Origin of the sequence: Pelistega suis (assembly GCF_013133795.1) — a bacterium.
GTDB lineage: Bacteria > Pseudomonadota > Gammaproteobacteria > Burkholderiales > Burkholderiaceae_B > Taylorella > Taylorella suis.
On sequence record NZ_JABGBN010000005.1, the window covers coordinates 38,221 to 61,996 of the forward strand.

The following is a 23,776-nucleotide window of genomic DNA, read 5'->3' on the forward strand; positions in this document are numbered from 1 at the left end:
ATGTCTGAACAAGAGCTCAAACTACACGTACCACGTAAAAGTCGCCAAAAGATTAGCTCTGCTTTAGCCAATGCTGAAAGCATCACTTTACGTGCCATGTATTTTGATACGGCTGACCGCCAACTCGCTAAAGCCAAAGCGGCTATCCGTTTACGCCAAGAGGGTGAAGATTGGATTCAAACTTTAAAAATGGCGGGAGCAAATAGTTTAAGTCGTCTTGAGCTCAATCATCATCGTCCAGGACCTATTCTTGATTTAAGTTTATATGCAGGTACCGCTGCGGAACCTTTGCTAACAAAACTCAGTAAACCCCTTGAGCTACGTTATGAAACAGACATCGTCCGTTTATTGAAGAAACAGCGTACTCGCAAAGGTACGGTCGAGATTGCTTATGATACGGGTGTGGTTCGTGCTGGGCATTTAGAACTACCTATTCATGAAGTCGAATTCGAACTGGTCTCAGGCAATGTAGAGGCTATTTTTGACTTAGGCATGCGTTGGCTCAATGACTACCAACTTATCCTTGATGTGCGCTCAAAAGCACATCGAGGAGATGCCTTAGCCAATATCATTACCAAAATTAACTCGGCTGATGAAGCTCATAAAGAAGCCGTTGAGCTACAAGAAATCACTCGCTTATGGAACGAACGTAAAGCACAGGCCTACTCACTAGATAAAAATCTTTCAGCGACACAAGCGCTCTGTCGCCTCACCGAAGAATGTATCGAACAAATTTCTTTAAACGCTGCTTATCTAGCTGAAGTAGATACCGATGGTATCTCAACCATTGCCAAAGCAGAACATGTTCATCAGTTACGTGTAGGTATGCGCAGACTGGTATCCAACTGGAAATTATTCGCTAAAAATGCCCATTTACCAGAGGATACACTACAAGCAAAACTCAAACAATTCTTAGCCGAATTTGGGGCAACTCGCGATACCGATGTGATGTTGGCGACTATCTTGCCACATTTACAAAAAGCGGGTATGCCAGTCATTACTGTCGATCATTACCAAGGAAAAAGTGCGACAGAAATCGCTCGTTTACCAGAGTTCCAAGCGTTCCTTGTACAACTTCTCGCATGGACAACCACGGCACCAAGCCAAGACCCCATCGATGCAAAAGATGAAGATGACACAGCAATAAATGATGATGCTATTGACATCACAGCATCCACCACCTTAGTAGATGAGTTAAATATTATTCCTCTTATTCCAAGTGTAGCACCTCACAACTTACGCAAAACACTAGAAAAGCGCTTAAACAACTGGAATAAAAGTATCGTGAGGCATTGGAGATACAATGATAAAAACGATATCGAAGCCTACCATGATGTCCGTAAGAAAATTAAACGTATGCGTTACGGTCTGAATGTCTATGAAGCACTAGAGCCTCAAGCGAACCTCAATAACTACATCAAACGTCTGGCTAAAGCCCAAGAAACCTTTGGTGAATTAAATGATTATGCTTCTGCACTTGAGTATTTTAGCAAGCTCACCCCTACACACCCAGAAGCATGGTTTGCTGTCGGCTGGCTATCAGCTCAATTAAAACGTCTTAAACAAGATGCAGATACCACATTAAAAGCCTTACCTCATAAAATTGACTTTTAAAAAACATAATTAACAAATCCTTGCATTAGTGAAACACACTGAAGAATTCTACACAATCTCAAGTGTTATGATGATCTCAGCTGTTTTTAATATTTAAGACAAGGATTGTTGATGTTGAACTTTTCTTTAAAAAATTCCTATCACCCTTTGCTGACAAGTTTGTTCGGTTTTACCGCCTTATTGCCGACGACATATGCCCAAAACATTGACTTTATTGATGCCACCTTTGCTATTGGCTACAACGGCGATATGGGCAATAGTCAAGGTAAGCTCAATGTCACCCGACATCAAAATACTTATGACGCTACCTTTTCTGCTGAACACGCCCTTTTAGATATTACACAAAAAGCACATTTCTCAATGAAACAATGTGCTGTGACACCTAATTCCTATTCAAACGATGCTAGACCTGCGATTAAGTCTAATGTTAAAGAAAATATTCGCTTTAACTGGGCTCAAAAACAGGCTAACTATACAAAAAATGGGACTGAAAACAAACAGTTTACATTAGCCAAAACCACTCTCTATGATCCATTAAGCTTTTTCTTTGAAGCACGATGCGATTTGATGGCGGGCAAAAAGCGCTTTACCTATCCCTTAATTTATAAAGGTAATGAGCGACAGCATACCTATGCTGTCGTTGGTCAAGCAACAGTCAAAACAGGTCTCGGTGATGTTGAAGCTTTAATTGTAGAACGCGTACGTGACAATAAATCTCGTCAAACACGTTTTTATGTCGCACCAAGCCTTGATTATATGCTGGTTAAAATTGAACACCGTGAGAGTGCTTTAGCCAAAGCCACAGCGACGTTAACGGCGATGAATTACAAGGTTAGTCCCTGATTATTTTTCGTCATCGCCTAGTAAAGCTGCCGCAAACTCACTTGCCACAAACGGCTGTAGGTCGTGCAGGGACTCTCCGACGCCAATCCAATAGACTGGAATGGGGCGCACCCCTTGACTACCTGCAGCCACGGCCGCTAGTGTCCCCCCTTTAGCTGTGCCATCTAGCTTGGTCACTACCAAACCCGTTAGCCCTAACACCGCATCAAAAGCTCGAATTTGTGCCAAGGCATTTTGACCCGTATTCCCGTCAATCACCAGCAATACCTCATGTGGTGCGCTATTATCCGCTTTAGCAATAACTCGACGAATTTTTTTCAACTCTTCCATAAGGTGGGTTTGTGTCGGCAAACGACCCGCCGTATCTACCATCACTACATTGGTTTTACGCGCACGCCCTGCATTGACTGCATCAAAAGCTACCGCGGCAGGATCGCCACCGTCTTGAGAAATAACTTGTACATTATTACGAGCACCCCATGCCATTAATTGCTCACGTGCTGCTGCACGGAAAGTATCCCCAGCAGCCAACAATACGCTTGCCCCACTTTCTTGAAAATGATAAGCCAATTTACCAATAGACGTGGTTTTACCCGCACCATTCACACCCGCAATCATCACTACATTCGTCTTGTCTTGATCTAATACAAAACGTTTCTCTAGCACTTGCAAATGCTCTGTTAATAATTGATGTAACGCTTTTTTCACCTCTGAAGCATCTTCAATGCGCTCTTTTTTAACCCTTGCACGTAGCTTTGTTAATAAGGATTGCGTGGCTTCGACGCCAGAGTCTGCCATAATCAAAGCCGTTTCTAACTCTTCAAATAGATCCTCATCGACTTTAACCCCCACAAATAGAGAGCTAATACTTGAGCCCGTGCGTGCTAACCCTGATTTCAGACGACTAAACCAAGAGGCCTTTTCTGGTGCTGGCGTTGCACTATGAACAATCTCCTGTCCCTCTTCTACCTCTAGCACCTGTGCAACTGTTGTCGCAGGAATATCGTCCATGGATTTTTCTTCAGCCGTTTGCGCTGTATTCTCCTCCCATGCACAGTCCGTTTTACAATCAAGAATATCCTCTTGCTGATCAAGATGATCATCCTCAAAGGTCTCTTCTGGCAAAGCCTCCTCATCAACTGGCTGATAGCGCAAAGGACTATCTTCAGGAATTTCTGCCAAAGCCGCTGCTTCTAACTCCTCATCAGAAATGGCAGGTGCCACATCATTTAAGGTCACTTTGATACGGATTTTTCCATCAACATCAGGCTCCGGTAACTCCGCTAAATTCGTCGTTGTTGCAACCACTGGTTCGGGAATTAACGTTGGCGCAGGAATTTCAACGGGTTCGGGAACAACCTCCAATACCGCCTCTGCGGCGACAACGTCTTCTTGCTTATCTGCAACAGTCTCTTGTCCCTCTGTAGCTTCTACCGCTGAATTCTCAGACAGTTGTTCTGTTGATTGTTCTTTATCCTTATTGCCCGAACGCCAACGCTTAAAAAAACTAAACATAATCTTCTTCTATCGTCTATCCATAAGTTTTGATATAGTTCGCACCATACCTTAAGAGTGCCTATATTGTACCCATATTTATATGGTTTTCTAGCCTTTTTAGATGGAGACAACGTATAATTTAGCCATGAAGAAAACAACACCCTCCTTATCTCCCAAAAAAGCCACCTCTCCTCAAAAAATCCGGATTATTGGTGGCAACTTAAAGCGTATGCAAATTCCCGTTGCCGATGTGCCGGGTTTACGCCCTACCCCTGACCGTGTACGCGAAACACTTTTTAACTGGGTTCATCATCTATGGCAAGGCAATTACCAAGACAAATCCGTACTGGATTTGTTTGCTGGGTCAGGTGCATTAGGTTTTGAGGCAGCTTCTCGTGGGGTTCAGCATGTACAGATGGTAGAGTCTCATCCCAAAGCACTCCAAAACTTACGCGAGACAAGAGATAAACTTAATCTACCACAAGTCCGTATTCACAGTCATGATGCGATAAAGGTATTAAGCCGAATGGATGCCTCTCGTTTTGATTTGATTATGTTAGACCCTCCGTTTAATACTGACTTGCTCACACAAGTCAAACCCTTTTTAGGGGCTATCGTTAAACCCGGTGGGCTCGTTTATATTGAATCAGAACAAACGCAAACTTTAGATTCACCGTTTGAATTAATCCGAGAATCCAAAGCAGGAATGGTTTTTTTTCATCTATTTGAGCATATAAGTGATGTTTGACTCTTCCTATTCTGGACGAAAGCATTATAATATTTCTTTAATTATGTTATTGTCGGTGATTTTAAAAGCACTGACCCACTTTAAAAGAGAGCATTGATGTTAACCGCTGTTTATCCTGGTACATTCGATCCAATTACCCGTGGTCACGAAGACTTAGTTCGTCGCGCTTCTGGCATTTTTGATCAAGTCGTAGTAGGTGTGGCTGCTAGCCGTGGTAAAAACCCATTCTTCACCCTACAAGAGCGTTTAGACATTGCCAATGAAGTACTTGGGCACTATCCAAACGTTGTTATTAAAACTTTTGACGGATTGCTCAAAGATTTTGTGCGCCAAGAAAATGCTCGCGTTATTATTCGTGGGCTACGTGCGGTTTCAGACTTTGAATATGAGTTCCAAATGGCGGGGATGAATCGTTATCAACTCCCTGATGTTGAAACGCTCTTTATGACACCCTCTGATCAATATCAATTTATCTCAGGTACTTTTGTCCGTGAAATTGCCTTACTTGGGGGCGATGTGAGCAAGTTTGTGTTCCCTTCGGTTGAACGTTGGTTAATCGAAAAAGTCGCTGCTCGTAAACAACAAGAAAGCAATAAGGCATAACTATGGCACTTACCATTAATGAGGAATGCATCAATTGCGATGTATGTGAACCGCAATGCCCTAACGATGCGATTTATATGGGACCCGAGATTTATATTATCGACCCAGAAAAATGTACGGAATGTGTAGGACATCACGACGAGCCACAATGTATGGTCGTCTGCCCGGTCGATTGCATAGATCCTCATCCGGAGTGGAAAGAAACGCCTGATCAACTCATGGCAAAATTCCGCGAATTGCAAAGCAAAAAAGCGTAATGTAAGACTGAGGTTAATACGCTTAATACAACGTTTTTAGCCTCAGCTATACGCATAAGCAAGCTTCACATTTAAACTTTTTTCATCAAACGAATCTCTTGCCCAAGATAAACGCTAAACCATTGTGCAGCTAAATCACCCTCACTCACGGCACGGCACTCTTGACCCTCACACATCACCTGCTCAAAGGCACCTTCATCATCTTCAATCACATCCATCGCAATATCCAAGCGAAGCATTTCTGGTGCACGGATAGCTAAATACCCAAATTTAATCTCCACTTGTATATCCGATAATTTAGGTGTATCCGACGGTATACTTTGTTTATTCGTATCGATAAGAAACCAGCGATTTTGATAATTATTATCCTGCTCTCGATTCGCAACGGCACCACAGTGCATAATAGGGGTGTAGCTCATTTTCTTCCCTTATTTTGACTCTAATAATGGTTCTAACTGTAACTTAGCATCGAGTGTTGCTTGATTGCCTTGAATCAAAATAGGCAATTCAACACTTTTTACCTGAACGGTGATGCCAGCTCTTTTTACTGTCAACCCTTTTTTAGCTTTCAATATCGCTGGTAAATAGAGATATTTTGTACCAAAATGATAGTCTGCTTGTTTTGGTTTGGCTGTAATACTCAACGTCGGCGTAACAAACGCTAGCTGTTCAAAACTTACTTGCTCATTCGCTAAGGTCGCTTCTGCTTTAAGTTGCGTAAAAGCCGTATACGCATCACCACCCGTATCTAGTCTGGCACTCATATCCCAAGGATTAGCATATTCTTCTGGATGACGTAAAATACTCTCTAAATCTAAGCCTTTTATCTGACCTTGTTTGGCAGAAAGCTGAATATCGGCCTGTAATGCTTTTACTAAGGCTTGTTCAGTCTCACCTTGAGAAGAAAATACAATCTTGGCATCAGCACTACCACTCATCACTTCAGGTCTACCTAGGCTTGTCAGTAAGCTATCTAACTGAATATTATTTAGACTAATATCCCCTTTTAGCTCATGCTGATTTAACGCATAGGATCCGTTAGCGTATAACTCTCCACCGTAAGCTTGGGCGCGCACAGAGCGAACTTGTACATCACTATGATCAAATAATAAGGTCGCACCCAAATTGTCCAATACTAAGCCATCATAAAACACTTGATTAAAGTTAAACGTCCCCGTACCACTCAATCGAGATAGCAGCTCTTGCTTTAACGTCAATGTTTGTTGGGGTTCTTTAGGCTTTGCTGATTTACCCTCTTCGCCAGCCTGTGCTTTTTCTGCTTTAACCGCTACTGTCTCCACTTTGCTTGTATCGCCCGCTACTTGAGATACTGGCTGCGCTACCTTATTCTCCTCTGGGGAAGCTTTTCTTAGACCACTGAGCGGCACTTTAAGATCATTTAAAAATGCTCTTAAGTCCAATCGATCTCCTTTAACATCAAAATTGACTTTAGGATGGAAGATATTTTGTACTTGCCCCTTAATATCAATATCCCCAAGTGGTAAATTCGCTGTTAAGAAAAAGTCTGTACTTTGTTCATCCATTAGAGATACAGCATAACCATTTAATGGAATTTTCTGTTCATATTGTTCTTTCTCATTTAAAACGAGTTCACCCACCAACTTCGGAAACTCCATGCTTTGCTGGAAAATACGAATTTCACTCGGAGAATTCAAAGTGAGGGTTAAGGCTTTATCATTAGCAATCTGATAATGCCCTAGTAAACCGACATCAGCCACTTTTAAGGCGCTGGCTGTCCCAGAAATTTTATCTAAAGAAAAACCTACTTGTACTTGTTGTGTCGCTGTTTTTAAGGATAACTCACCCTTGACAGGCTCTCCTCCTGCTTGATTAGGCGAAATATCTAATGCTGGTGCCTCGAACGTCACGTTAAGTGTTTGCTTATCTTTACGATTGAGCGTTGACTCGAAGCTCAGGTTATCCATACTCAGACGCAAATCACCCACACTATAACTCACATTGGGTGCTGTAAGACTTGCTTGAAGGTCACGGATACTCGATTGCTCATCGCCTGCCCCCTTGACACTGACCTCTAATTGACTTGCGGTTAAAGCATTTAATACGGTATTAATAGATAATTCCCCCGTAATATTCGCTTCTTCTAATACAAGCTGATTCCACTTACCTGTTAAAGCGGCATTTAAACGATTAAAAGAGTACGTATTTTCTAAAGGTTTTAAGAGCATCAAACCATTGACATTAAGCTGAGCATCAAGCTTTTCATTTGCATCACCTAGCTTGCCCGATAAGCTTAAATCAAAGGGCTGTCCTTCGGTGATACGACCCGTCCGTACCGTCATATCCTTAAGATAAGCAAACGATGACTTTTCTGTATCGTGATATCCCAATAAGCCTTTGTTCAAGGTGAGACCAGCAATATCCACTTTAAAATCCGTCTTTTCTAGACGTTGCTGTAACGACTCTGCCGCTATTTGTGTGTTTGTATTCTCTAGTGTGTCTTTAGACACCGTATTTTTAGGTAATGAATGACGAATTAAATCCTCAAAGTTATATCGCCCCCCTGCACCACGAATAATATGTGCCACAAACCCGTCAATGGCCAAGTGATCCACTAAAAAACGATTAGACATCAACGGCCATAAGGCTACTGCCATTCTAACGGTATCAACCTTGGCAAAAATCTCTTTGCTGCCTGGCTCAGATAAAGAAATATTATTGACCGTCAGACCTATTCGAGGAAATAGGGAAAGCTCAATATCACCATCAACAACTAACTCACGATCATACTGAGCCTTAACCATGGCCGCCAGTCGATTCTTATAGGCTGAAGGATCAATATTTAAAATAAAAACCGCTACACCGATAAATGCCGCAATCAACAAAACAACGGCACTAATGACGAATCGCTTAAACCATTTTTTCATCTTTTGAGTTCGCCTAAAAATAGGGGTACGAAAAGTACACCTAAAGCAACGATATGCGCTTCTTACACATTAAATAAGAAGTTTAAAACATCGCCATCTTTAACGATATATTCCTTACCTTCGGCGCGCATTTTACCTGCTTCTTTAGCTCCCTGCTCACCCTTGTACTGAATAAAATCGTCAAAAGCAATTGTCTGTGCACGAATAAACCCTCGCTCAAAATCCGAGTGAATCACCCCTGCCGCCTTTGGTGCTGTATCGCCAATACGAATTGTCCACGCACGCACCTCTTTGACACCTGCAGTGAAATACGTCTGTAGACCTAGTAACTTAAATCCTGCACGAATCACACGATTTAAGCCCGGCTCCTCCATACCCATATCCGCAAGGAACATTTCTTTGTCCGCATCCTCTAAATCAGCGATTTCTGCCTCAATAGCCGCACAAACGGCAACCACAGGTGCATTTTCAGAAGCGGCATATTTTTGTACTGCGTCCAAATGAGGGTTATTTTCAAAACCATCTTCTTTTACATTAGCAACATACATGGCAGGTTTCGCCGTAATAAAACCATAAGGTTTTAACACGGCTAATTCTTCCTCATCTAATGCTAAAGAACGAATGGCTTTCGCCTCATTTAAGACGGGAATAATTTTTTCTAGCGCTGCTGTTAGTTTCTGTGCGTCTTTATCACCTGCACGTGCCACTTTTTGTGATTTTAATAAAGCTTTTTCTGCTGTCGCTAAGTCGGCTAAAGCTAACTCCGTATTAATCACTTCAATATCATTTATTGGATCAACTTTGCCTGCCACGTGCACTACGTTTGAGTCTTCAAAACAACGCACCACATGTACGACTGCATCAGTCTCACGAATATTAGCTAGGAATTGATTACCCAAGCCTTCGCCTTTTGAAGCGCCTGCGACCAAACCCGCAATATCCACAAATTCTACCGTTGCAGGGAGGATACGCTCTGGTTTCACAATGGCCGCTAATTGATTTAAACGTAAATCCGGTACCTCAACAATCCCTACATTAGGCTCAATCGTACAGAACGGATAATTTTCTGCCGCAATTCCAGCCTTTGTTAACGCATTAAAAAGAGTAGATTTACCTACGTTCGGCAAACCCACGATACCACATTGTAAAGCCATAATAATCCTTCAGTACTAAAATAAATGCATGCTACTTAGCCAAATCACTCAATAAAGCCAATAGCACAACAGGTAATCCATTAAATAACGCGTGCATCACTACTGCACAAGCAAAACCATCTCGTACTCGCATCCATGCGATGACTAGACCTGTCAACCATTGCGGTAAAATCAGCAATGGTAACAATAAAGAAGCCGCCCCTCCCGGAAACTCATAATTCATTAAATGCATACTGGCAAAAACCAATACAGAACCATGAAATATCACAGGAAAAAAACGGCAATATAAACGGCGCCATTTAAACGGCAACGCATATCGGTCAGTCGTCAGACGATATAAATCCAAGATGACAAATAAGGCTAATAATAACACAACCACAATGATATTAAACAGCCCTGCCTTTGTATAAAGCACATAGGTCAGAATCGGCACATAAAGTAGGGCTAATCTAGGGCGACGCAAGGCAAATCTAAACAATAACTCTTCAACCAATGGCGCCCAAACGGCCGCCAACAACACCAAGCGAGAAATATCAATATCATGTAAGCGATTTGTCGCCCCCAATAAGTCTGACACCCCAAGGACAATCGGTGCCAAAATAAAAATACTCATCCCCCACAGGAAAAAGAGCCACTTGAATATTAAGCCCCAAGGCGTATGAATCTTAAAATCACTCCACCAACCATCACCACGTCTTCCTGGAAAACGACTACCTAGCGTTGGCGATTGAATAAATATCCAAAAATTTTTTAAATCCTGCTTAAATATCAATGTATTCACTTATCACCATCCTTAGGCTCGGCCAACGCACGAGACGCAAGATTTTTATCCCCTTTCAATAAGGCAGCAACACTCACACGGCATCTACTTAAGCCACTCTCTATCAAAGGCATATCTTCTTTTCGGGGCATATGTAATACATAATCTGCCACTTGCTGATTAAGCCCTAAAGTACGAGGATGTCCCACCCCTATTCGCAAACGCCAAAAATCGGGGCTCCCCATTTGTGCCTGAATATCTCGAAGGCCATTATGACCAGCATGCCCACCACCTTTCTTTAATTTCATTTGACCGGGGGGCAAGTCTAATTCATCATGTAATACAAGAATCTCTTCGACAGCAATTTTATAAAACTGCGCTAATGCACGGACAGCCTGCCCAGAACGATTCATATAAGTAGAGGGTTTAAGAAGATATACATTACCATCTATCGTTTTAAACTTGGCGACCAAACCAAAAAAACTAGGTTCGACGGTGAACGAGGTTTTATAATCACCCGCCAATTGATCCGCCAACCAAAAGCCGACATTATGGCGCGTAGCCTCATACTGCGCCCCAGGATTTCCCAACCCCACTATTAAACGAATGTTGGTATCAGACATTTATAAATTCCTATATGAACAAAACCCCCGACACCAATTGGGACGGGGGTTAAGTGGCAAAAATGCACTGAATATACTAATTCTATAAAGAATTACTCAGCGGCTGCTTCACCCTCAGCTGCAGTTGTTGCTGCACCTTTTGGAGAAATACCAGAAGCGATAACAGGATCTTCACCGTGAACGATGAATTCAACACCCTTAGGCGCTTTAATATTGCTTAAGTGAACAACACCACCGTCTTCTAGTTTAGATAAATCTACTTCGATAAACTGTGGTAAGTCTTTAGGCAAGCAAGATACTTCAACCTCTGTCGCTACGTGAGCCACATTGTTGCTGTGTAATTTAACCGCTGGAGACTCTTCTGCACCGACAAAGTGTAAAGGCACTTTAGTGTGTAATTTCTGTTTAGCATCAACGCGTTGGAAGTCGATGTGTAATACTTGTGGCTTATATGCATGCCATTGAACAGCACGTAATAATACTGTTTCAACTTTACCGTCTAAATTCATTTCTAGCACAGACGCGTGGAATTCTTCTTTAAGAACGGCGTGATAGATTTCATTGTGGTCTAGTTCGATGCTTAATGGCTCGCCTTTACCACCGTAAACGATACCTGGTAAACGACCAGCACGGCGCAGGCGGCGGCTCGCACTCGATCCCTGTACGCTACGTGAAGTTGCTGTAAATTTCATGGATGACTCCGATTTAATAAAAAACGTACGACGTACGCTATTGAAAAACGCCTCAAATAAAATCATTCAAGGCAATGGAAAAGGTTGTCACCGCGACCAGTAACAACCTCAAAAAAACATTATACCTTATTCTGCAAACATTGAGCTAACAGATTCTGCAGTGGAGATACGAAGAATCGTCTCACCTAATAAAGCTGCGGTTGATAATTGACGAATCTTACCACACGCTTTACCTGCTTCACTTAATGGAATGGTGTCAGTTACCACTAACTCATCAATTGCTGATTCGCTGATACGCTCAATCGCAGGACCTGATAAAACAGGGTGTGTACAATAGGCGTAAACTGCTTTTGCACCACGCTCTTTGAGTGCTGCAGCTGCTTTAGCCAAGGTACCTGCAGTATCGACCATATCGTCCATAATTAAGCAGGTGCGTCCCTCAATTTCACCAATAATATTCATCACCTCAGATACATTGGCACGTGGACGACGTTTGTCGATAATCGCCAAGTCTGTTTCTAGTTGCTTAGCTAAAGCACGTGCACGAACTACGCCACCGATATCAGGAGAAACAACCACTAAATCCTCAAACTGACGACGTGCAATATCTGCTAATAGCACAGGACTTGCATAAATATTATCTACAGGAATATCAAAGAAACCTTGAATTTGGTCTGCATGTAAGTCCATGGTAAGCACACGATCCACACCAGCGGACTGCAGCATATTTGCCACTACTTTTGCTGTAATCGCTACACGCGCTGAGCGCGGACGACGGTCTTGACGAGCATAGCCAAAATAAGGAATCGCTGCCGTAATCGTACCTGCTGAAGCACGACGCAATGCATCAACCATTACCATAATTTCCATGAGGTTGTCGTTAGTAGGTGCGCAAGTTGGCTGCAATACAAATACGTCACGACCACGGACATTTTCAAGAATTTCTACCATCACCTCTCCATCGGAGAAGCGTCCAACGGTCATTTTACCTAATGACATATCTAAGTGATTTGCTACGTCTACGGCCAGTCTAGGATTTGCTGTGCCTGTGAAAATCATGAAATTTTTGTCGGACATGATAGTAGAGGGAGGTGAGGTTTAAATAAAAAAACCGCTTATTCAACAACCAAAACTGGGTGTAGCATAAACGGCCTATAGTGTTGGCTGGGGCGGAAGGATTCGAACCTTCGCATGCCGGAATCAAAATCCGGTGCCTTAACCAGCTTGGCGACGCCCCAACACTTTATTTTTATCAAGACTGCTTAAATTGCTTGCCTGACAAGAACTAAATTATGCATGTTTTTTTAAAACTTGTGAAGTACAAGAAGAGCATTTTCTGTTTTTTATATTACAAGTGTTGTTTTTATGCAAATTTCTCTTGCGTTATATTCGTCCTTACTACAGAGCCTTGTTGTTATCAGTATGTGCTGTCCGCCCACACTGCAGACAATTCACTCTTGCTCCGAAAAGTGCTTCGCCGTTTCCAATGTCGCGGCGAGTGAATGTCTCTCCGTGTGGTCTTGTGCTCATTAGCATTGCAATGTTTACTACAAGCACTTAAGGTTTGCGGAGACGTTTCGATGCACAAAGCGAGTTAGGCGAACGAAGTGAGGCTCTGTCCGAGCGACTGCGCGGAACGTGTAGCGAACCTTTTGTTTTGATAACTGACCACACTGCAGACAATTCACTCTTACTCCGGAAAGTGCTTTGCCGTTTCCAATGTCGCGGCGAGTGAATGTCTCTCCGTGTGGCTTGTGGTGCTAACTAGCACTATCAACCAAGCCAGTCTGCCGGAGAGGTTTTTGATCACAAAGCGAGTTTGACGAACAAAGTGAGGCACTGTTTGAGCGACTGACAAAAACCTGTAGGTAGATTGGCGTATGCACACAATGCTAGTTAGCATTTAAGAGCGAATACACAAGTTCTGTAATAGGTGATGGTGATGGAGTAACACTAACAACTGCGCGGAACTTGTAGCGAACCTTTTGTTTTGATGACTGTAATCTCTACAATCCTTTTGCCACAAATAACTGTTCTACAGACAATGATGGTTTATGTTCTATTAACCATTGTTCTACTGCCTGCTTTGTCGCCTCCACCCCTTCTAACGATAAAAAAGGCATAAAGAAGCACGACCCCGAACCTGTCATCCGAAACACAAAACCCGCTTCCTTCAAATCATTTATTAAGTTGGCTAATGCCGGAAACAAACGCAAAGCGACTGGTTCAAGATCATTTCTCGCAAAAAACTTGGCTTGCTCCCACTGAGCATACCCCTCTCGTAACACCATATCATCCAACACAGGACTGTTACGCACCAATCCCTCGTCTTTAAAGATAAGTGGTGTTGGAATGGCTAAATTCGGGCGCAAAATTAAATAATAAACAGGCCTCAATGGAAATGCTTTTAACTGCTCTCCAATACCCGTGGCAATCGCCGTCTGTCCAAAAATAAAAAAAGGAACATCCGCACCTAACTGCACCCCCAACTTAATGAGTTCTTGCTGAGAAAGCCCTATACCCCACAATGTATTCAGGCTCATCAAAGTAGTCGCAGCATCACTAGAGCCGCCTCCTAGACCACCTCCGCTTGGAATCACTTTTTCTACGGAGATATCCACCCCTAATGAAGTTCCGGTAGATTGTTGTAGCAATTTGGCTGCTCGAACAACTAAATCATCTTGCGCTGGTAGACCTACAATTTCATTAGTTCGTCGAATAAGCCCATCATCTCGCACCGTAAAGTGCAACGTATCCGTCAAATCAATAAGCGTAAACAAGGACTGCAACTCGTGATAGCCATTCACTCGTCGTCCAGTAACATGCAAAAAAAGATTTAGCTTAGCAGGTGCTTTAACACTTAATGTCGCCTTACCCATCAACCTATCCGCCTAATTCATGACGATACGAATCGTAATACGTTCCATTGTTTGATTATTTAATAAATGAAATCGTTTAGGCCCCATTCCATCATAATCCTGTGCTGTCACTACCCAGCCAGCTTGGACAAATTTGACTAACCGTTGTTGTGCATCATATTCTGGAGTTTCTAACGCCACACCTGGCATCGCCTGACCACGAATCCAATATTGCAAACCACTAACAGGAAACTGTCTACCAATAACCTCTCGCACAAGGGCATCAGGACTAGATGCTTCCAATACTTCCCCATTAGAACGTATTAACTGAGATAGACCAGGCTGCACATTAACACGCGCCAACACCTGCCCTAAGGGACTACTTAAATCGAGAACAACTCTCTCTCCCGCAGAGAGCCATTCAAAATTACCTTGAACAGAATCAATATTTTTATCCTGTGTCTTATCATATACAAGCACAGCAAAACGACCAGTTCGCTGCAACTCTATAGCAGAGCTCTGCGATACCTGATCGTCATTTATACGCTCCAAAGAGGTACATGCACCTAGCATACTGACCAATGTTAATACACTAATTCGCCAAAATTTTTTCATTTATTTCTCAATAATATTTAATCGTTTAATTGTTTCTACTAAAACACGGTCACTCGCATTTAAGCGTTTACCTATTTGTAGCATATCCCTTGCTCTATCACGCTCACCTAGAGCCATATAAACATCAGCCAAATGGGCCGCAATTTCCGCCTCTTCTTTCATATCAAAGGCTTTTTCCAAGTATTCTAAAGCTAATGCATAATTTTTTAATCTAAACTGCAACCAACCCATACTATCTAGAATATAAGGATTAGCAGGCTCTAAACGTACGGCTTCATTTAATAAACTCTGCGCTTCGGTTAAATTGTAGTCACGATCGGCAAAAATATATCCTAGTGCATTATACGCATCAGCTAACTCTGGCTCTTCTTTCATGACTTCTCTCAAGAGCATTTCTGCCGGCCAAACCTCACCTCTTTTTTCATATAACATGGCGAGCGCATATTTAATATCCACATTTTTCGGTTGAATTTTTAGTGCATCGTTATAATAGATAATCGCCTGATCTGTACGCCCTAACTCATTTAAAAGATTACCGCCTAACCATAAAAAATTTCCTTGATAATTAGGAAAATGCTCCCCTCCATTTTTCAAGACGGTTAATGCCGCAGAAATAGTTCCCATCTGCGCAAGTATTTGAGCTTTTTCCATTAATAAATCAGGATCCATCTGCTCCGGAGATGCATTATCTGGCATAATTTTATTTAATTCAGCTAATGCTAAGCGATATTTTTTCTCTACTTTATAAATCGCGATTAATAATTTACGTGCATCCGTCAAAAGGCTATCTACTGAATTGTTATCTTTTGCCAATGACTTCTGCCGTTGCACCTGAATATCAATATATTGCGTTAAAACTTTGCGTGCCGTTGCCCATTGCTCTGCATCATAATGAATAAGCGCTTGGTAATACAACAAATCAAAGTCTTCTGGTGATTTTGACTGCATTTTTTTAATGGCTTTTATCGCACCATCAAAATCCTCATCTTTGCTCAACTCATTAATATAGCTAAGATAAAGCATGCGAGATTGCGGATACTTATCTAAAAAACCTTTAACAAATTTCAATCCCTGAGCCCGCTTTGGACCTTGAGATAACTCCAAAATACGCATGGCAGCATCTTCAGACTCTGCATCAACATCCAATGCTTTAAAAGCCTCATTCCACGCCACTTCCGTTTGATCTGCACGCAAAGCAAAATCAGAATATAGAACATGATAATCAGCTGTTTGCAAAGAAAAAGGCTTAACCATTTCTTCAAAAATATGCAATGCCTTTTGCTTATCTTTTAAATCCTCTAGGATAGAGACATTTTCAAGCAGCTTATTAGAAAAATCATTCTCTGGCACATCTTGTAAATTCTTTTGTAAAATTTCAATTAAGGCTGTCTCTCTACCCGTATGTCCCAATAAGGTGCTATACCAAACTTTGGCAACCACATTATCAGGTTGTGCTTGATACCAGTACTTAGCCGCCTCAAATGCCTGTTCATACTCTTGTTCGGTGTAATAATAATTCACCGCAAGTTCTGCGATTTTATCGTCAACCTGATGGTACTTGATAAAATTCAGCGCCTCTCTGGCTGCATAAGCATAATTCTGATCCATCATAGCCGCTTCAATGGACAAAACGCTATAAATCTCTTCTGGATCTAAACCCTCTTTAATATCAATAGGGAGGATATCTTGCGGTTTCTTAAATTCTAAAAAGGGTCTTAAGTGCTTTAAACCTGAAAAGTTAATCCCTTGTGCCAATGACAAATTCATAGGCACCATCGCAAAAGCACATATGAGTAAAAATTTTAATTGCTTCACAACCGCTACTACTTTATTAATAACGCTCTACACTACTAATAACCTTACCTGGATTAAGTAAAGCATGGGGATCCAGCGCGCGCTTAATTTTACGCATTAATGCCAACTCCACCTCATCCTTATAATCTAATAACAAATCTTTTTTCAGCTGCCCAATCCCATGCTCAGCAGAAATAGATCCACCAAAAGCAGATACACTATCAAACACAACTTTATAAACTGCTTTTTGATTATCCAAAAAACCTTCCTCTTGCCCATCCGGAGCACCCACATTATAGTGCAAATTACCATCACCAAGATGGCCAAACACAGCATGCTTTACACCAGGCAATAAGGTTTGTAATTGCGCATTAGTCACCGCAACAAACTCCGCCATTTTGGAAATAGGCACAGAAATGTCATGCTTAATTTCTTGTCCCAATCTAGCCGACACCAAAGGAATGCTCTCTCTAATATGCCATAACGATTGACTTTGTTGTTGAGACTCCGCTATTACCGCATCTGCTAATTCTCCTGCCTCAAAAGATTGCTCAATGACCTTTTCAAACAATTGACGTGCATGCTCAGCACTTTCTGCATCAGAGATTTCAATCAAAGCATACCATGGTGCTTTCTCGGGTTCAAAAGGCATTTTTATCTCAGGCATACCTCGACGTACGTTTTCCATACAGTAAGAAGAAATCAACTCAAACCCTGTCAAGGAGGCACCAAAACCATATTTTGCACGATTAAGAATAGTAATCCCCGTGGCAATATCTTCAAATGCCAATAAAGCCGTCACTTGCGCAACAGGGAGTGGATATAACTTTAATGTCGCTGCCGTAATAATGCCAAGCGTACCTTCACTACCAATAAAAAGATTTCTTAAATCATAGCCAGTATTATCTTTACGCAAGCCACGCAAACCATTCCAAACCTCGCCTTCAGCCGTCACTACCTGCAAACCAAGGGTCAAATCTCGTGCATTGCCATAACGCAAGACTTGCGTTCCTCCTGCATTAGTCGCTAGATTGCCACCTATCGTACAACTTCCCTCTGAGGCCAGACTCAACGGAAAGAGTCGCCCAGCTTGCTCTGCCGCCTCTTGTACTGTTTGTAAAAGACACCCTGCTTCTACCGTCATCGTATCGTTTTCAGTATCAATATTCAGTATTTTATTCAAACGAGTCATTAGAATAACAACCGCATCACCTTTATTGCTCGGCGTAGCTCCTCCACACAACCCCGTATTCCCTCCTTGAGTAACCATAGGGGTATCATATTGTTGGCATAGTTTAACAATCGCAACCACTTCATCTACTGAGGATGGACGCACAACAGCTAAGGCTTTGCCCATATATCGACCTCGCCAATCCTTTAGATAAGGCGCAGCATCTTCGCCTGTTAATACATGTTCTGAATCCAAAATATTCTGTAAGTCTGCTAACAATGACATAGTTTATTTTTTTAAGTAGATAAAGATAAGTCATTCTACCGAAAAACACCTGATAATATAGCGCTATTACTTTAACTTACAGAAAAGAAACGAGTTTGATTATGAATCCTAGCGTTTTTAAAGCTTATGATATCCGTGGTATCGTACCTTCTCAAATCAATCCTGAGTTTGCCTTTTTATTAGGTCGCGCATTAGGGCAACGTGCCAAGAGTTTAGGACATACACAGTTTGTTATTGGTTTTGATGGTCGTCATAGCAGCCCTTCGCTTGCCGAAAAACTCTCTGCAGGGATACGAGACCAAGGTATCGAAGTCATTAATATTGGTATGGTACCTACACCTCTTGTCTACTTCCATACTTATGCAAACAATATCGGGGCTTGTGTGGCTATTACAGGTAGCCACAATCCACCTGACTATAATGGTTTCAAAATGATGCTGGATGGTAAGGCAATTTATGGTGAGAGTGTTGCTTCTTTATACACAGAAATGCAGGCACTCGAAAAGCAAGCACTATTAGCACAAAATGCCAAAGAAACAACGATTAATATTATTCCTGACTATATTTCTCGTATCGTTTCAGATGTTAAATTAAAACGCCCTATGCGTATTGCTATTGATGCAGGCAATGGCGTAGGCGGTAAAGTTGCTCCTGAATTATTTCGCGCATTAGGCTGTGAGGTCGATACGCTTTTTTGTGAGGTTGATGCAGACTTTCCTAACCACCACCCAGACCCAGCTGATCCGCATAATCTAGAAGACTTAATCCATCACGTTAAAACGACCGATTGCGAGCTTGGTCTAGCTTTTGATGGTGACGCAGACCGTTTAGGCGTAGTGACTAAATCAGGGGAAATTATTTGGCCTGATCGCCAACTTATTCTCTATAGTCAAGACGTACTTAAGCGTGTTCCAGGTGCTACCATTGTTTTTGATGTCAAATGTAGCCGCCATGTTGGCGAGCAAATTGAGGCAGCAGGTGGCAAAGCGCTAATGTGGCAGACAGGTCATTCTTTAATCAAACAAAAAATGAAAGAAGTGGATGCTGCTCTAGGCGGAGAAATGAGTGGACACACATTCTTTAAAGAGCGTTGGTATGGTTTTGATGATGGTCTGTATACAGGAGCACGTCTACTAGAAATCGTATCAGCTAGCGACAATCCTTCTGCGATTCTTGAAGCATTACCACAAGACCAAAATACGCCAGAGCTGAAAGTTGAAATGCAAGAGGGACAACCTCACGCCTTAATTAAAGTACTTCAGGAAAAAGCTGTATTACCAACAGCAAAGCGTTTAATCACCATTGACGGTATTCGTGCAGAATATGAAGATGGTTTTGGTCTTGCTCGCGCTTCAAATACGACTCCTGTTTTAGTTCTTCGTTTTGAAGGGCGCAATGAAGAAAGCTTACGCCGCATTAAGGCAGAGTTTAAGGCAATGCTAAAAGAGCATGCAGGTATTGAAGTAACCATTTAAAGACGATAGTGCCAGTGAGCAGCAAGCCCACACGGAGAGACATTCACTCGTAGCGACATTGGAAACGGCGAAGCACTTTCCGGAGCAAGAGTGAACTGTCTGCAGTGTGGTTGTATAGTCAATGCTCACTAGCCATCAGGTTTGCTGCACATTCCGCGCAGTCGCTGATTATTACTAGCATTACTGTGCATACGCCAATCTGCCTACAGGTTTTTGTCAGTCGCTCAAACAGTGCCTCACTTCGTTCGCCAAAACGAAGTTTCGATGTAATCAAACTCGCTTTGTGATCAAAAACCTCTCCGGCAGACTGGCTTGGATGACAGTGCTAGCTAATGGCAGTCCTCACGGAGAGAACTTGATGTACCGAGCGAGTTTGCAAACGGCGAGCGTTAGCGACGCACTTTGCTGTTCGAGCGAATACACAATGTTCTGTAGTGAGGACGATACATAGCAAGAGTGAACTGTCTGCAGTGTAGGCGGGATAACCAATGCTAATAGCAACAAGACTTGCTGCACATTCCTATTGACACAAATCCCGATAAACCTCAAGGTGCTTGTCAATAATAATCGGCATGGCAAATTCGCGTTCAGCCAAAGCACGCCCTTCTTTGCCCATTGCACTCCGTAAGGCAACATCATTCGCCAAACGTTGCACCGCCTTAAAAATCGCCTCACCGTCTTTTACAGGCACTAATAAACCACTTTTATCAGGAATAATCGTATCACGACATCCCGGCACATCCGTTGTCACTATGGGGCGTCCCGCTGCCGCTGCTTCTAATAATGACTTAGGAATACCTTCTCGATAAGAAGGCAAGACAATGATATGCGATTGTGCATATAACTGAGCAATATCTTTACGCTCACCTAAACACGCTACATATTGACCAATCGCTTGATACTCTTGCTCCGTCAGCGAAGCAGGATTACCTAAATCAATCGTACCAGCTAACTGCCAACGATATTTATTATCCTTATCACACCGTGCCGCCTCAACAAACTCCATCACACCTTTATCTTTTAAGAGTCGTGCTGCCATCGTAATCGTTATCGGCATTGCTGGCTCTGGCGACGCTTGGAACTCTTGCAGATCCACACCCGCCCCTCTAATCATGACTACCTGCTCTTGGCGTACTGCATGAATATTACGTAAAATAGCGCAATCATCAGCATTTTGAAAAATCACCCTACTATTCCCATGTCCCAAAGCAAAGCGATACAAAGCAGTAACCACGGTTTTTAAAATATCTCTTTTTTTCTGACGTGTAAAAATAAACCCTAAGCCAGAAATGGCATAAACAGCCGCTGGCACGCCTGCTAACCGAGCGGCAATCCCACCATACAAAACAGGCTTAATCGTCACCAAATGGACTAAATCAGGTTTCAGCTGTTTAAATAAACGATAAATAGACCATAAGGTTTTTGCTTCTCCCCATGGATTTGTCCCACTTCGCGACATGGTAATTTCATGATGAGTAAAACCGTAGGCAACAATTTGATTCACTGACTTGCCCGGCATAGTTGCCACATGGACATCATAACCAGCATCTTTTGCTGCTAATGCAATTCTTACTCGATGAGATAAGAAAAAGTCAGGGTTATTCACCACAAATAATATTTTAGACATAAACTATTTTCTCAACATCATTGCCCATGTACTTTCATACTGCTTAACCATTATTTCTATGCTAAATCGTTCAAGTACACTTTGTCGCACTTTACTCTGTAACTGTTGGAATGCCTGTTTTTGTACCAAGTTAGCTCCCGGCTCACCTAAAAAAGCTAATGCTTCATTTATTTTTGAAGCTAAATCTTCTGGATTGGCCGCTTCTGCTACCCAGCCATTTTCTCCGACAATTAGCGCAGCATCACCAACATCAGTCACTACATTAGGAACTCCGCACGCCATAGACTCAGACACCACATTAGGGAACCCTTCTGCAATGCTGGATAATACATGAATATCTAAAGCAGGCATTAACTTAGGAACGTCTGTACGCAAACCTAAGAGCAACACATCTTTATCTGCAATTAATTGATATTGATTTAATAAAGCCATCAGGGTTTCATTATTTTTCTCTAATCCTTTCCCTACCAATATCAGTACAGCATCAGGATATTTTTTCTTCGCCATAGCAAATGCTTTTAACAAACTAGGATGGTCTTTTAAAGGATTCCAACGCGCAATAAAACCCAATACAGGCGTATCTTCAGATAAGCCTAAGTGCTGACGGCTTTGTTGGCGATTTTCTTGACTTGGTTTCCATTGCTCAAGGTTATAGCCATTTTGAATCACCACCATTTTTTCTGCAGCATATCCCCAACTCGCATGAATTTTAGCGGCTTGTTCACCACAAACGATAATTCGTTGAGGGATAAAGCGTGATAGCCATGCACTGATTCGTGCGAGATAATAATTCGTTTTTGAGGTTTCTTTTAAACTTGCACCAGAATTACGAACCCCCCAAGCAAGATGACTAAAACCTGCCATACGAGCCACTATACCGCCAAACAAATCTGCATGATACATCCATGTTTGCACAATCTCTGGCCGCAACTCCTTTAATAAGCGTTTTAAAGCCATTAAATCTTTAAGCCCTATCTTGCCGGGTCGCATATTCAATGTATATACCGCAATACCTGCTTCCCTTAGTTGGTCACCAAAAACACCTTCATCACTAAAACTCACCACCACATGCTCATACGTTGAGTGTGTCACAAGACGAGTGAGTACAGTTTCCGCACCACCTTGCCCTAAACCACTAATTAGATGAACCACTTTCATTGCGATTTAACTACCGTAAAAATATGATCCCATTGACGTAACACTTGCTCCTGAGAATAACGTGCGAATACCGCTTCCTGACCTTGTATGGCTAACTGTTTTCGTTCCTCACTATCCTGCATCAAACGAGATAATTCCTCAGCAAACAATCCTTCATTATTTAAAGGAATCAGTCTTGCCACTTTACCCTCTTGGCTAAGCTCTCGGGGACCACTTGGGCAATCATAGGCAATCACAGGAAGCCCACTTGCCATACCCTCTAACATCACGTTAGGAAAACCCTCTAAGCGAGAAGTGATGGCTAGTAGACTGGCTTGACGCATCACTTCCCAAGGTGTTGTCGTATTCCCCATAAGGTGAATATATTTCGATAAACCTTTTTCAATAACAAGATGTTCTAAATGCGCCTCTTCTTGTCCTTCACCATAAATATGCAAATGCCAGTCAGGATGAGATCGATGCACCTTACTAAAAATAGTAATCAACCGATCAAATTGCTTACTCTCAACGAGTCTCCCCATCGCTAACAAAATCGGGCCTGCCGCAAAGTTAGGCTCTTTCTGTGGCAAAGTATGAGGCAATGGATTAGGAATAACATGTAAATTGTGGCAAGCAGGCAAATCCTTTTGAAATTGATTCGCCGCATTCTCTGTTTGCAAAACAACTGCTGAGGCACTAGGATATAATCGCCGACGAAGAAACTTTAAGCTTGAACTAATTTTCTGGAACCTAGGATCTGAGCGCTCACTCACAATCAACGGCAACCTTAATCCACACTTCGCTAATAAGGCCATCACATTCACATTAGTCAAAAATGATAGTGCCACATCCGCTTTAGTTTCTTTCATCAGGCGACGCAATACCAAGGGTTTAAGCAAACGAGCCAACCATTTTTGTTTGGGCAATGATTGACTCAACCAATGTACCTTAATGCGTTCATCTAATGTATAAAACGACTTTCCTGTCCCCTGAGTAAAACAAGGAACTAGCGTCACCTCATATCCTTTTGCAACCCAAGCATTTGCTAAAGTACAAGCAACACGCTCTGCTCCGCCCGCATTCAAGGAGCTCACTAAAAATAAAATCTTCATTTTGC

At 42.2% G+C, this 23,776-nt stretch carries 21 protein-coding genes and 1 tRNA gene; 6 read left to right on the forward strand and 16 right to left on the reverse strand.

What is annotated here, in order from left to right; genetic code table 11:
* Both HKX39_RS07095 and HKX39_RS07100 read left to right on the forward strand, forming a co-directional pair.
* Nucleotides 1-1,614, forward strand: a complete 1,614-nt coding sequence (locus tag HKX39_RS07095; protein WP_171680637.1) for a CYTH and CHAD domain-containing protein — start codon at nucleotides 1-3, stop codon at nucleotides 1,612-1,614.
* Nucleotides 1,615-1,725: 111 nt separating this feature from the next.
* A complete protein-coding gene (locus HKX39_RS07100) occupies nucleotides 1,726-2,457 on the forward strand; it encodes a DUF3108 domain-containing protein (protein ID WP_171680638.1) in 732 nt (243 codons plus the stop codon).
* On the opposite strand, the gene ftsY is transcribed toward HKX39_RS07100, so the two are convergent.
* The gene (gene ftsY, locus HKX39_RS07105; protein WP_171680639.1) at nucleotides 2,458-3,972 is read right to left on the reverse strand and encodes a signal recognition particle-docking protein FtsY; all 1,515 of its coding nucleotides are present in this window, start codon (nucleotides 3,970-3,972) and stop codon (nucleotides 2,458-2,460) included. It abuts the gene before it with no gap.
* A gap of 127 nt (nucleotides 3,973-4,099) precedes the next feature.
* On the opposite strand from ftsY, the gene rsmD reads away from it, so the two are divergent.
* From rsmD to HKX39_RS07120, 3 genes are all read left to right on the forward strand, one after another.
* Complete coding sequence (gene rsmD / locus HKX39_RS07110) at nucleotides 4,100-4,702, forward strand: 16S rRNA (guanine(966)-N(2))-methyltransferase RsmD (protein ID WP_171680716.1); 603 nt, start codon at nucleotides 4,100-4,102, stop codon at nucleotides 4,700-4,702.
* A gap of 96 nt (nucleotides 4,703-4,798) precedes the next feature.
* Complete coding sequence (gene coaD, locus HKX39_RS07115; RefSeq protein WP_171680640.1) at nucleotides 4,799-5,305, forward strand: pantetheine-phosphate adenylyltransferase; 507 nt, start codon at nucleotides 4,799-4,801, stop codon at nucleotides 5,303-5,305.
* Between the two features lie 2 nt (nucleotides 5,306-5,307).
* Complete coding sequence (locus tag HKX39_RS07120; RefSeq protein ID WP_171680641.1) at nucleotides 5,308-5,562, forward strand: YfhL family 4Fe-4S dicluster ferredoxin; 255 nt, start codon at nucleotides 5,308-5,310, stop codon at nucleotides 5,560-5,562.
* A 71-nt stretch (nucleotides 5,563-5,633) separates the two neighbouring features.
* On the opposite strand, the gene HKX39_RS07125 is transcribed toward HKX39_RS07120, so the two are convergent.
* The 12 genes from HKX39_RS07125 to HKX39_RS07180 form a co-directional block, all read right to left on the reverse strand.
* Nucleotides 5,634-5,981, reverse strand: coding sequence for an MOSC N-terminal beta barrel domain-containing protein (locus HKX39_RS07125; RefSeq protein WP_171680642.1), 348 nt, complete (start codon nucleotides 5,979-5,981; stop codon nucleotides 5,634-5,636).
* A gap of 9 nt (nucleotides 5,982-5,990) precedes the next feature.
* Nucleotides 5,991-8,468 (reverse strand): AsmA family protein, encoded by a 2,478-nt coding sequence (locus tag HKX39_RS07130; protein ID WP_171680643.1) that lies wholly within the window; start codon nucleotides 8,466-8,468, stop codon nucleotides 5,991-5,993.
* 62 nt (nucleotides 8,469-8,530) lie between these two features.
* On the reverse strand, nucleotides 8,531-9,622 hold the full coding sequence (gene ychF, locus HKX39_RS07135; RefSeq protein ID WP_171680644.1) for a redox-regulated ATPase YchF: 1,092 nt from the start codon (nucleotides 9,620-9,622) through the stop codon (nucleotides 8,531-8,533).
* A gap of 31 nt (nucleotides 9,623-9,653) precedes the next feature.
* Entirely contained in the window at nucleotides 9,654-10,403 is a 750-nt protein-coding gene (locus HKX39_RS07140; protein ID WP_171680645.1) for a CPBP family glutamic-type intramembrane protease, read from the reverse strand.
* A complete protein-coding gene (pth, locus tag HKX39_RS07145; RefSeq protein WP_171680646.1) occupies nucleotides 10,400-11,005 on the reverse strand; it encodes an aminoacyl-tRNA hydrolase in 606 nt (201 codons plus the stop codon). Before pth ends, HKX39_RS07140 begins: the two co-directional genes overlap by 4 nt.
* Nucleotides 11,006-11,097: 92 nt before the next feature.
* Nucleotides 11,098-11,697, reverse strand: a complete 600-nt coding sequence (locus HKX39_RS07150; RefSeq protein WP_171680647.1) for a 50S ribosomal protein L25/general stress protein Ctc — start codon at nucleotides 11,695-11,697, stop codon at nucleotides 11,098-11,100.
* A gap of 126 nt (nucleotides 11,698-11,823) precedes the next feature.
* Nucleotides 11,824-12,774 (reverse strand): ribose-phosphate pyrophosphokinase, encoded by a 951-nt coding sequence (locus tag HKX39_RS07155; protein WP_171680648.1) that lies wholly within the window; start codon nucleotides 12,772-12,774, stop codon nucleotides 11,824-11,826.
* 84 nt (nucleotides 12,775-12,858) lie between these two features.
* Nucleotides 12,859-12,935: transfer RNA gene (locus HKX39_RS07160), tRNA-Gln, on the reverse strand.
* Nucleotides 12,936-13,703: 768 nt separating this feature from the next.
* Nucleotides 13,704-14,576, reverse strand: a complete 873-nt coding sequence (gene ispE, locus HKX39_RS07165; RefSeq protein ID WP_171680649.1) for a 4-(cytidine 5'-diphospho)-2-C-methyl-D-erythritol kinase — start codon at nucleotides 14,574-14,576, stop codon at nucleotides 13,704-13,706.
* A gap of 12 nt (nucleotides 14,577-14,588) precedes the next feature.
* Complete coding sequence (locus tag HKX39_RS07170) at nucleotides 14,589-15,170, reverse strand: outer membrane lipoprotein LolB (RefSeq protein ID WP_171680650.1); 582 nt, start codon at nucleotides 15,168-15,170, stop codon at nucleotides 14,589-14,591.
* Nucleotides 15,171-16,985 carry a tetratricopeptide repeat protein gene (locus HKX39_RS10795; protein ID WP_171680651.1) on the reverse strand — a complete coding sequence of 605 codons (1,815 nt, stop codon included), beginning with the start codon at nucleotides 16,983-16,985 and terminating at the stop codon, nucleotides 15,171-15,173. It lies immediately after the preceding gene.
* Between the two features lie 16 nt (nucleotides 16,986-17,001).
* Nucleotides 17,002-18,420, reverse strand: a complete 1,419-nt coding sequence (locus HKX39_RS07180) for an FAD-binding oxidoreductase (RefSeq protein ID WP_171680652.1) — start codon at nucleotides 18,418-18,420, stop codon at nucleotides 17,002-17,004.
* Between the two features lie 101 nt (nucleotides 18,421-18,521).
* Between HKX39_RS07180 and HKX39_RS07185 the strand changes: the two genes are divergently transcribed.
* The gene (locus HKX39_RS07185; protein ID WP_171680653.1) at nucleotides 18,522-19,895 is read left to right on the forward strand and encodes a phosphomannomutase/phosphoglucomutase; all 1,374 of its coding nucleotides are present in this window, start codon (nucleotides 18,522-18,524) and stop codon (nucleotides 19,893-19,895) included.
* Nucleotides 19,896-20,415: 520 nt separating this feature from the next.
* On the opposite strand, the gene HKX39_RS07190 is transcribed toward HKX39_RS07185, so the two are convergent.
* Genes HKX39_RS07190 through HKX39_RS10680 form a run of 3 tightly spaced genes read right to left on the reverse strand, consistent with a single transcriptional unit; the run spans nucleotide 20,416 to nucleotide 23,771 of the window.
* On the reverse strand, nucleotides 20,416-21,522 hold the full coding sequence (locus tag HKX39_RS07190; protein WP_171680654.1) for a glycosyltransferase family 4 protein: 1,107 nt from the start codon (nucleotides 21,520-21,522) through the stop codon (nucleotides 20,416-20,418).
* Between the two features lie 3 nt (nucleotides 21,523-21,525).
* Entirely contained in the window at nucleotides 21,526-22,680 is a 1,155-nt protein-coding gene (locus tag HKX39_RS10675; RefSeq protein ID WP_246226100.1) for a glycosyltransferase family 4 protein, read from the reverse strand.
* Complete coding sequence (locus HKX39_RS10680) at nucleotides 22,677-23,771, reverse strand: glycosyltransferase family 4 protein (RefSeq protein WP_246226101.1); 1,095 nt, start codon at nucleotides 23,769-23,771, stop codon at nucleotides 22,677-22,679. The genes HKX39_RS10675 and HKX39_RS10680 overlap by 4 nt, the downstream gene beginning before the upstream one ends.
* Nucleotides 23,772-23,776 lie beyond the last annotated feature (5 nt).

What these genes read in the sequence shown, in the direction of transcription:
- HKX39_RS07190 (WP_171680654.1), bottom strand. Translation starts at nt 21,522, where the DNA reads ATGTCTAAAATATTATTTGTGGTGAATAACCCTGACTTTTTCTTATCT.
- HKX39_RS07170 (WP_171680650.1), bottom strand. Translation starts at nt 15,170, where the DNA reads ATGAAAAAATTTTGGCGAATTAGTGTATTAACATTGGTCAGTATGCTA.
- HKX39_RS07155 (WP_171680648.1), bottom strand. Translation starts at nt 12,774, where the DNA reads ATGTCCGACAAAAATTTCATGATTTTCACAGGCACAGCAAATCCTAGA.
- HKX39_RS07185 (WP_171680653.1), top strand. Translation starts at nt 18,522, where the DNA reads ATGAATCCTAGCGTTTTTAAAGCTTATGATATCCGTGGTATCGTACCT.
- ychF (WP_171680644.1), bottom strand. Translation starts at nt 9,622, where the DNA reads ATGGCTTTACAATGTGGTATCGTGGGTTTGCCGAACGTAGGTAAATCT.
- pth (WP_171680646.1), bottom strand. Translation starts at nt 11,005, where the DNA reads ATGTCTGATACCAACATTCGTTTAATAGTGGGGTTGGGAAATCCTGGG.
- ftsY (WP_171680639.1), bottom strand. Translation starts at nt 3,972, where the DNA reads ATGTTTAGTTTTTTTAAGCGTTGGCGTTCGGGCAATAAGGATAAAGAA.
- HKX39_RS07120 (WP_171680641.1), top strand. Translation starts at nt 5,308, where the DNA reads ATGGCACTTACCATTAATGAGGAATGCATCAATTGCGATGTATGTGAA.
- HKX39_RS07100 (WP_171680638.1), top strand. Translation starts at nt 1,726, where the DNA reads ATGTTGAACTTTTCTTTAAAAAATTCCTATCACCCTTTGCTGACAAGT.
- coaD (WP_171680640.1), top strand. Translation starts at nt 4,799, where the DNA reads ATGTTAACCGCTGTTTATCCTGGTACATTCGATCCAATTACCCGTGGT.
- HKX39_RS07180 (WP_171680652.1), bottom strand. Translation starts at nt 18,420, where the DNA reads ATGTCATTGTTAGCAGACTTACAGAATATTTTGGATTCAGAACATGTA.
- HKX39_RS07150 (WP_171680647.1), bottom strand. Translation starts at nt 11,697, where the DNA reads ATGAAATTTACAGCAACTTCACGTAGCGTACAGGGATCGAGTGCGAGC.
- HKX39_RS10680 (WP_246226101.1), bottom strand. Translation starts at nt 23,771, where the DNA reads ATGAAGATTTTATTTTTAGTGAGCTCCTTGAATGCGGGCGGAGCAGAG.
- rsmD (WP_171680716.1), top strand. Translation starts at nt 4,100, where the DNA reads ATGAAGAAAACAACACCCTCCTTATCTCCCAAAAAAGCCACCTCTCCT.
- HKX39_RS10675 (WP_246226100.1), bottom strand. Translation starts at nt 22,680, where the DNA reads ATGAAAGTGGTTCATCTAATTAGTGGTTTAGGGCAAGGTGGTGCGGAA.
- HKX39_RS07130 (WP_171680643.1), bottom strand. Translation starts at nt 8,468, where the DNA reads ATGAAAAAATGGTTTAAGCGATTCGTCATTAGTGCCGTTGTTTTGTTG.
- HKX39_RS07095 (WP_171680637.1), top strand. Translation starts at nt 1, where the DNA reads ATGTCTGAACAAGAGCTCAAACTACACGTACCACGTAAAAGTCGCCAA.
- ispE (WP_171680649.1), bottom strand. Translation starts at nt 14,576, where the DNA reads ATGGGTAAGGCGACATTAAGTGTTAAAGCACCTGCTAAGCTAAATCTT.
- HKX39_RS07125 (WP_171680642.1), bottom strand. Translation starts at nt 5,981, where the DNA reads ATGAGCTACACCCCTATTATGCACTGTGGTGCCGTTGCGAATCGAGAG.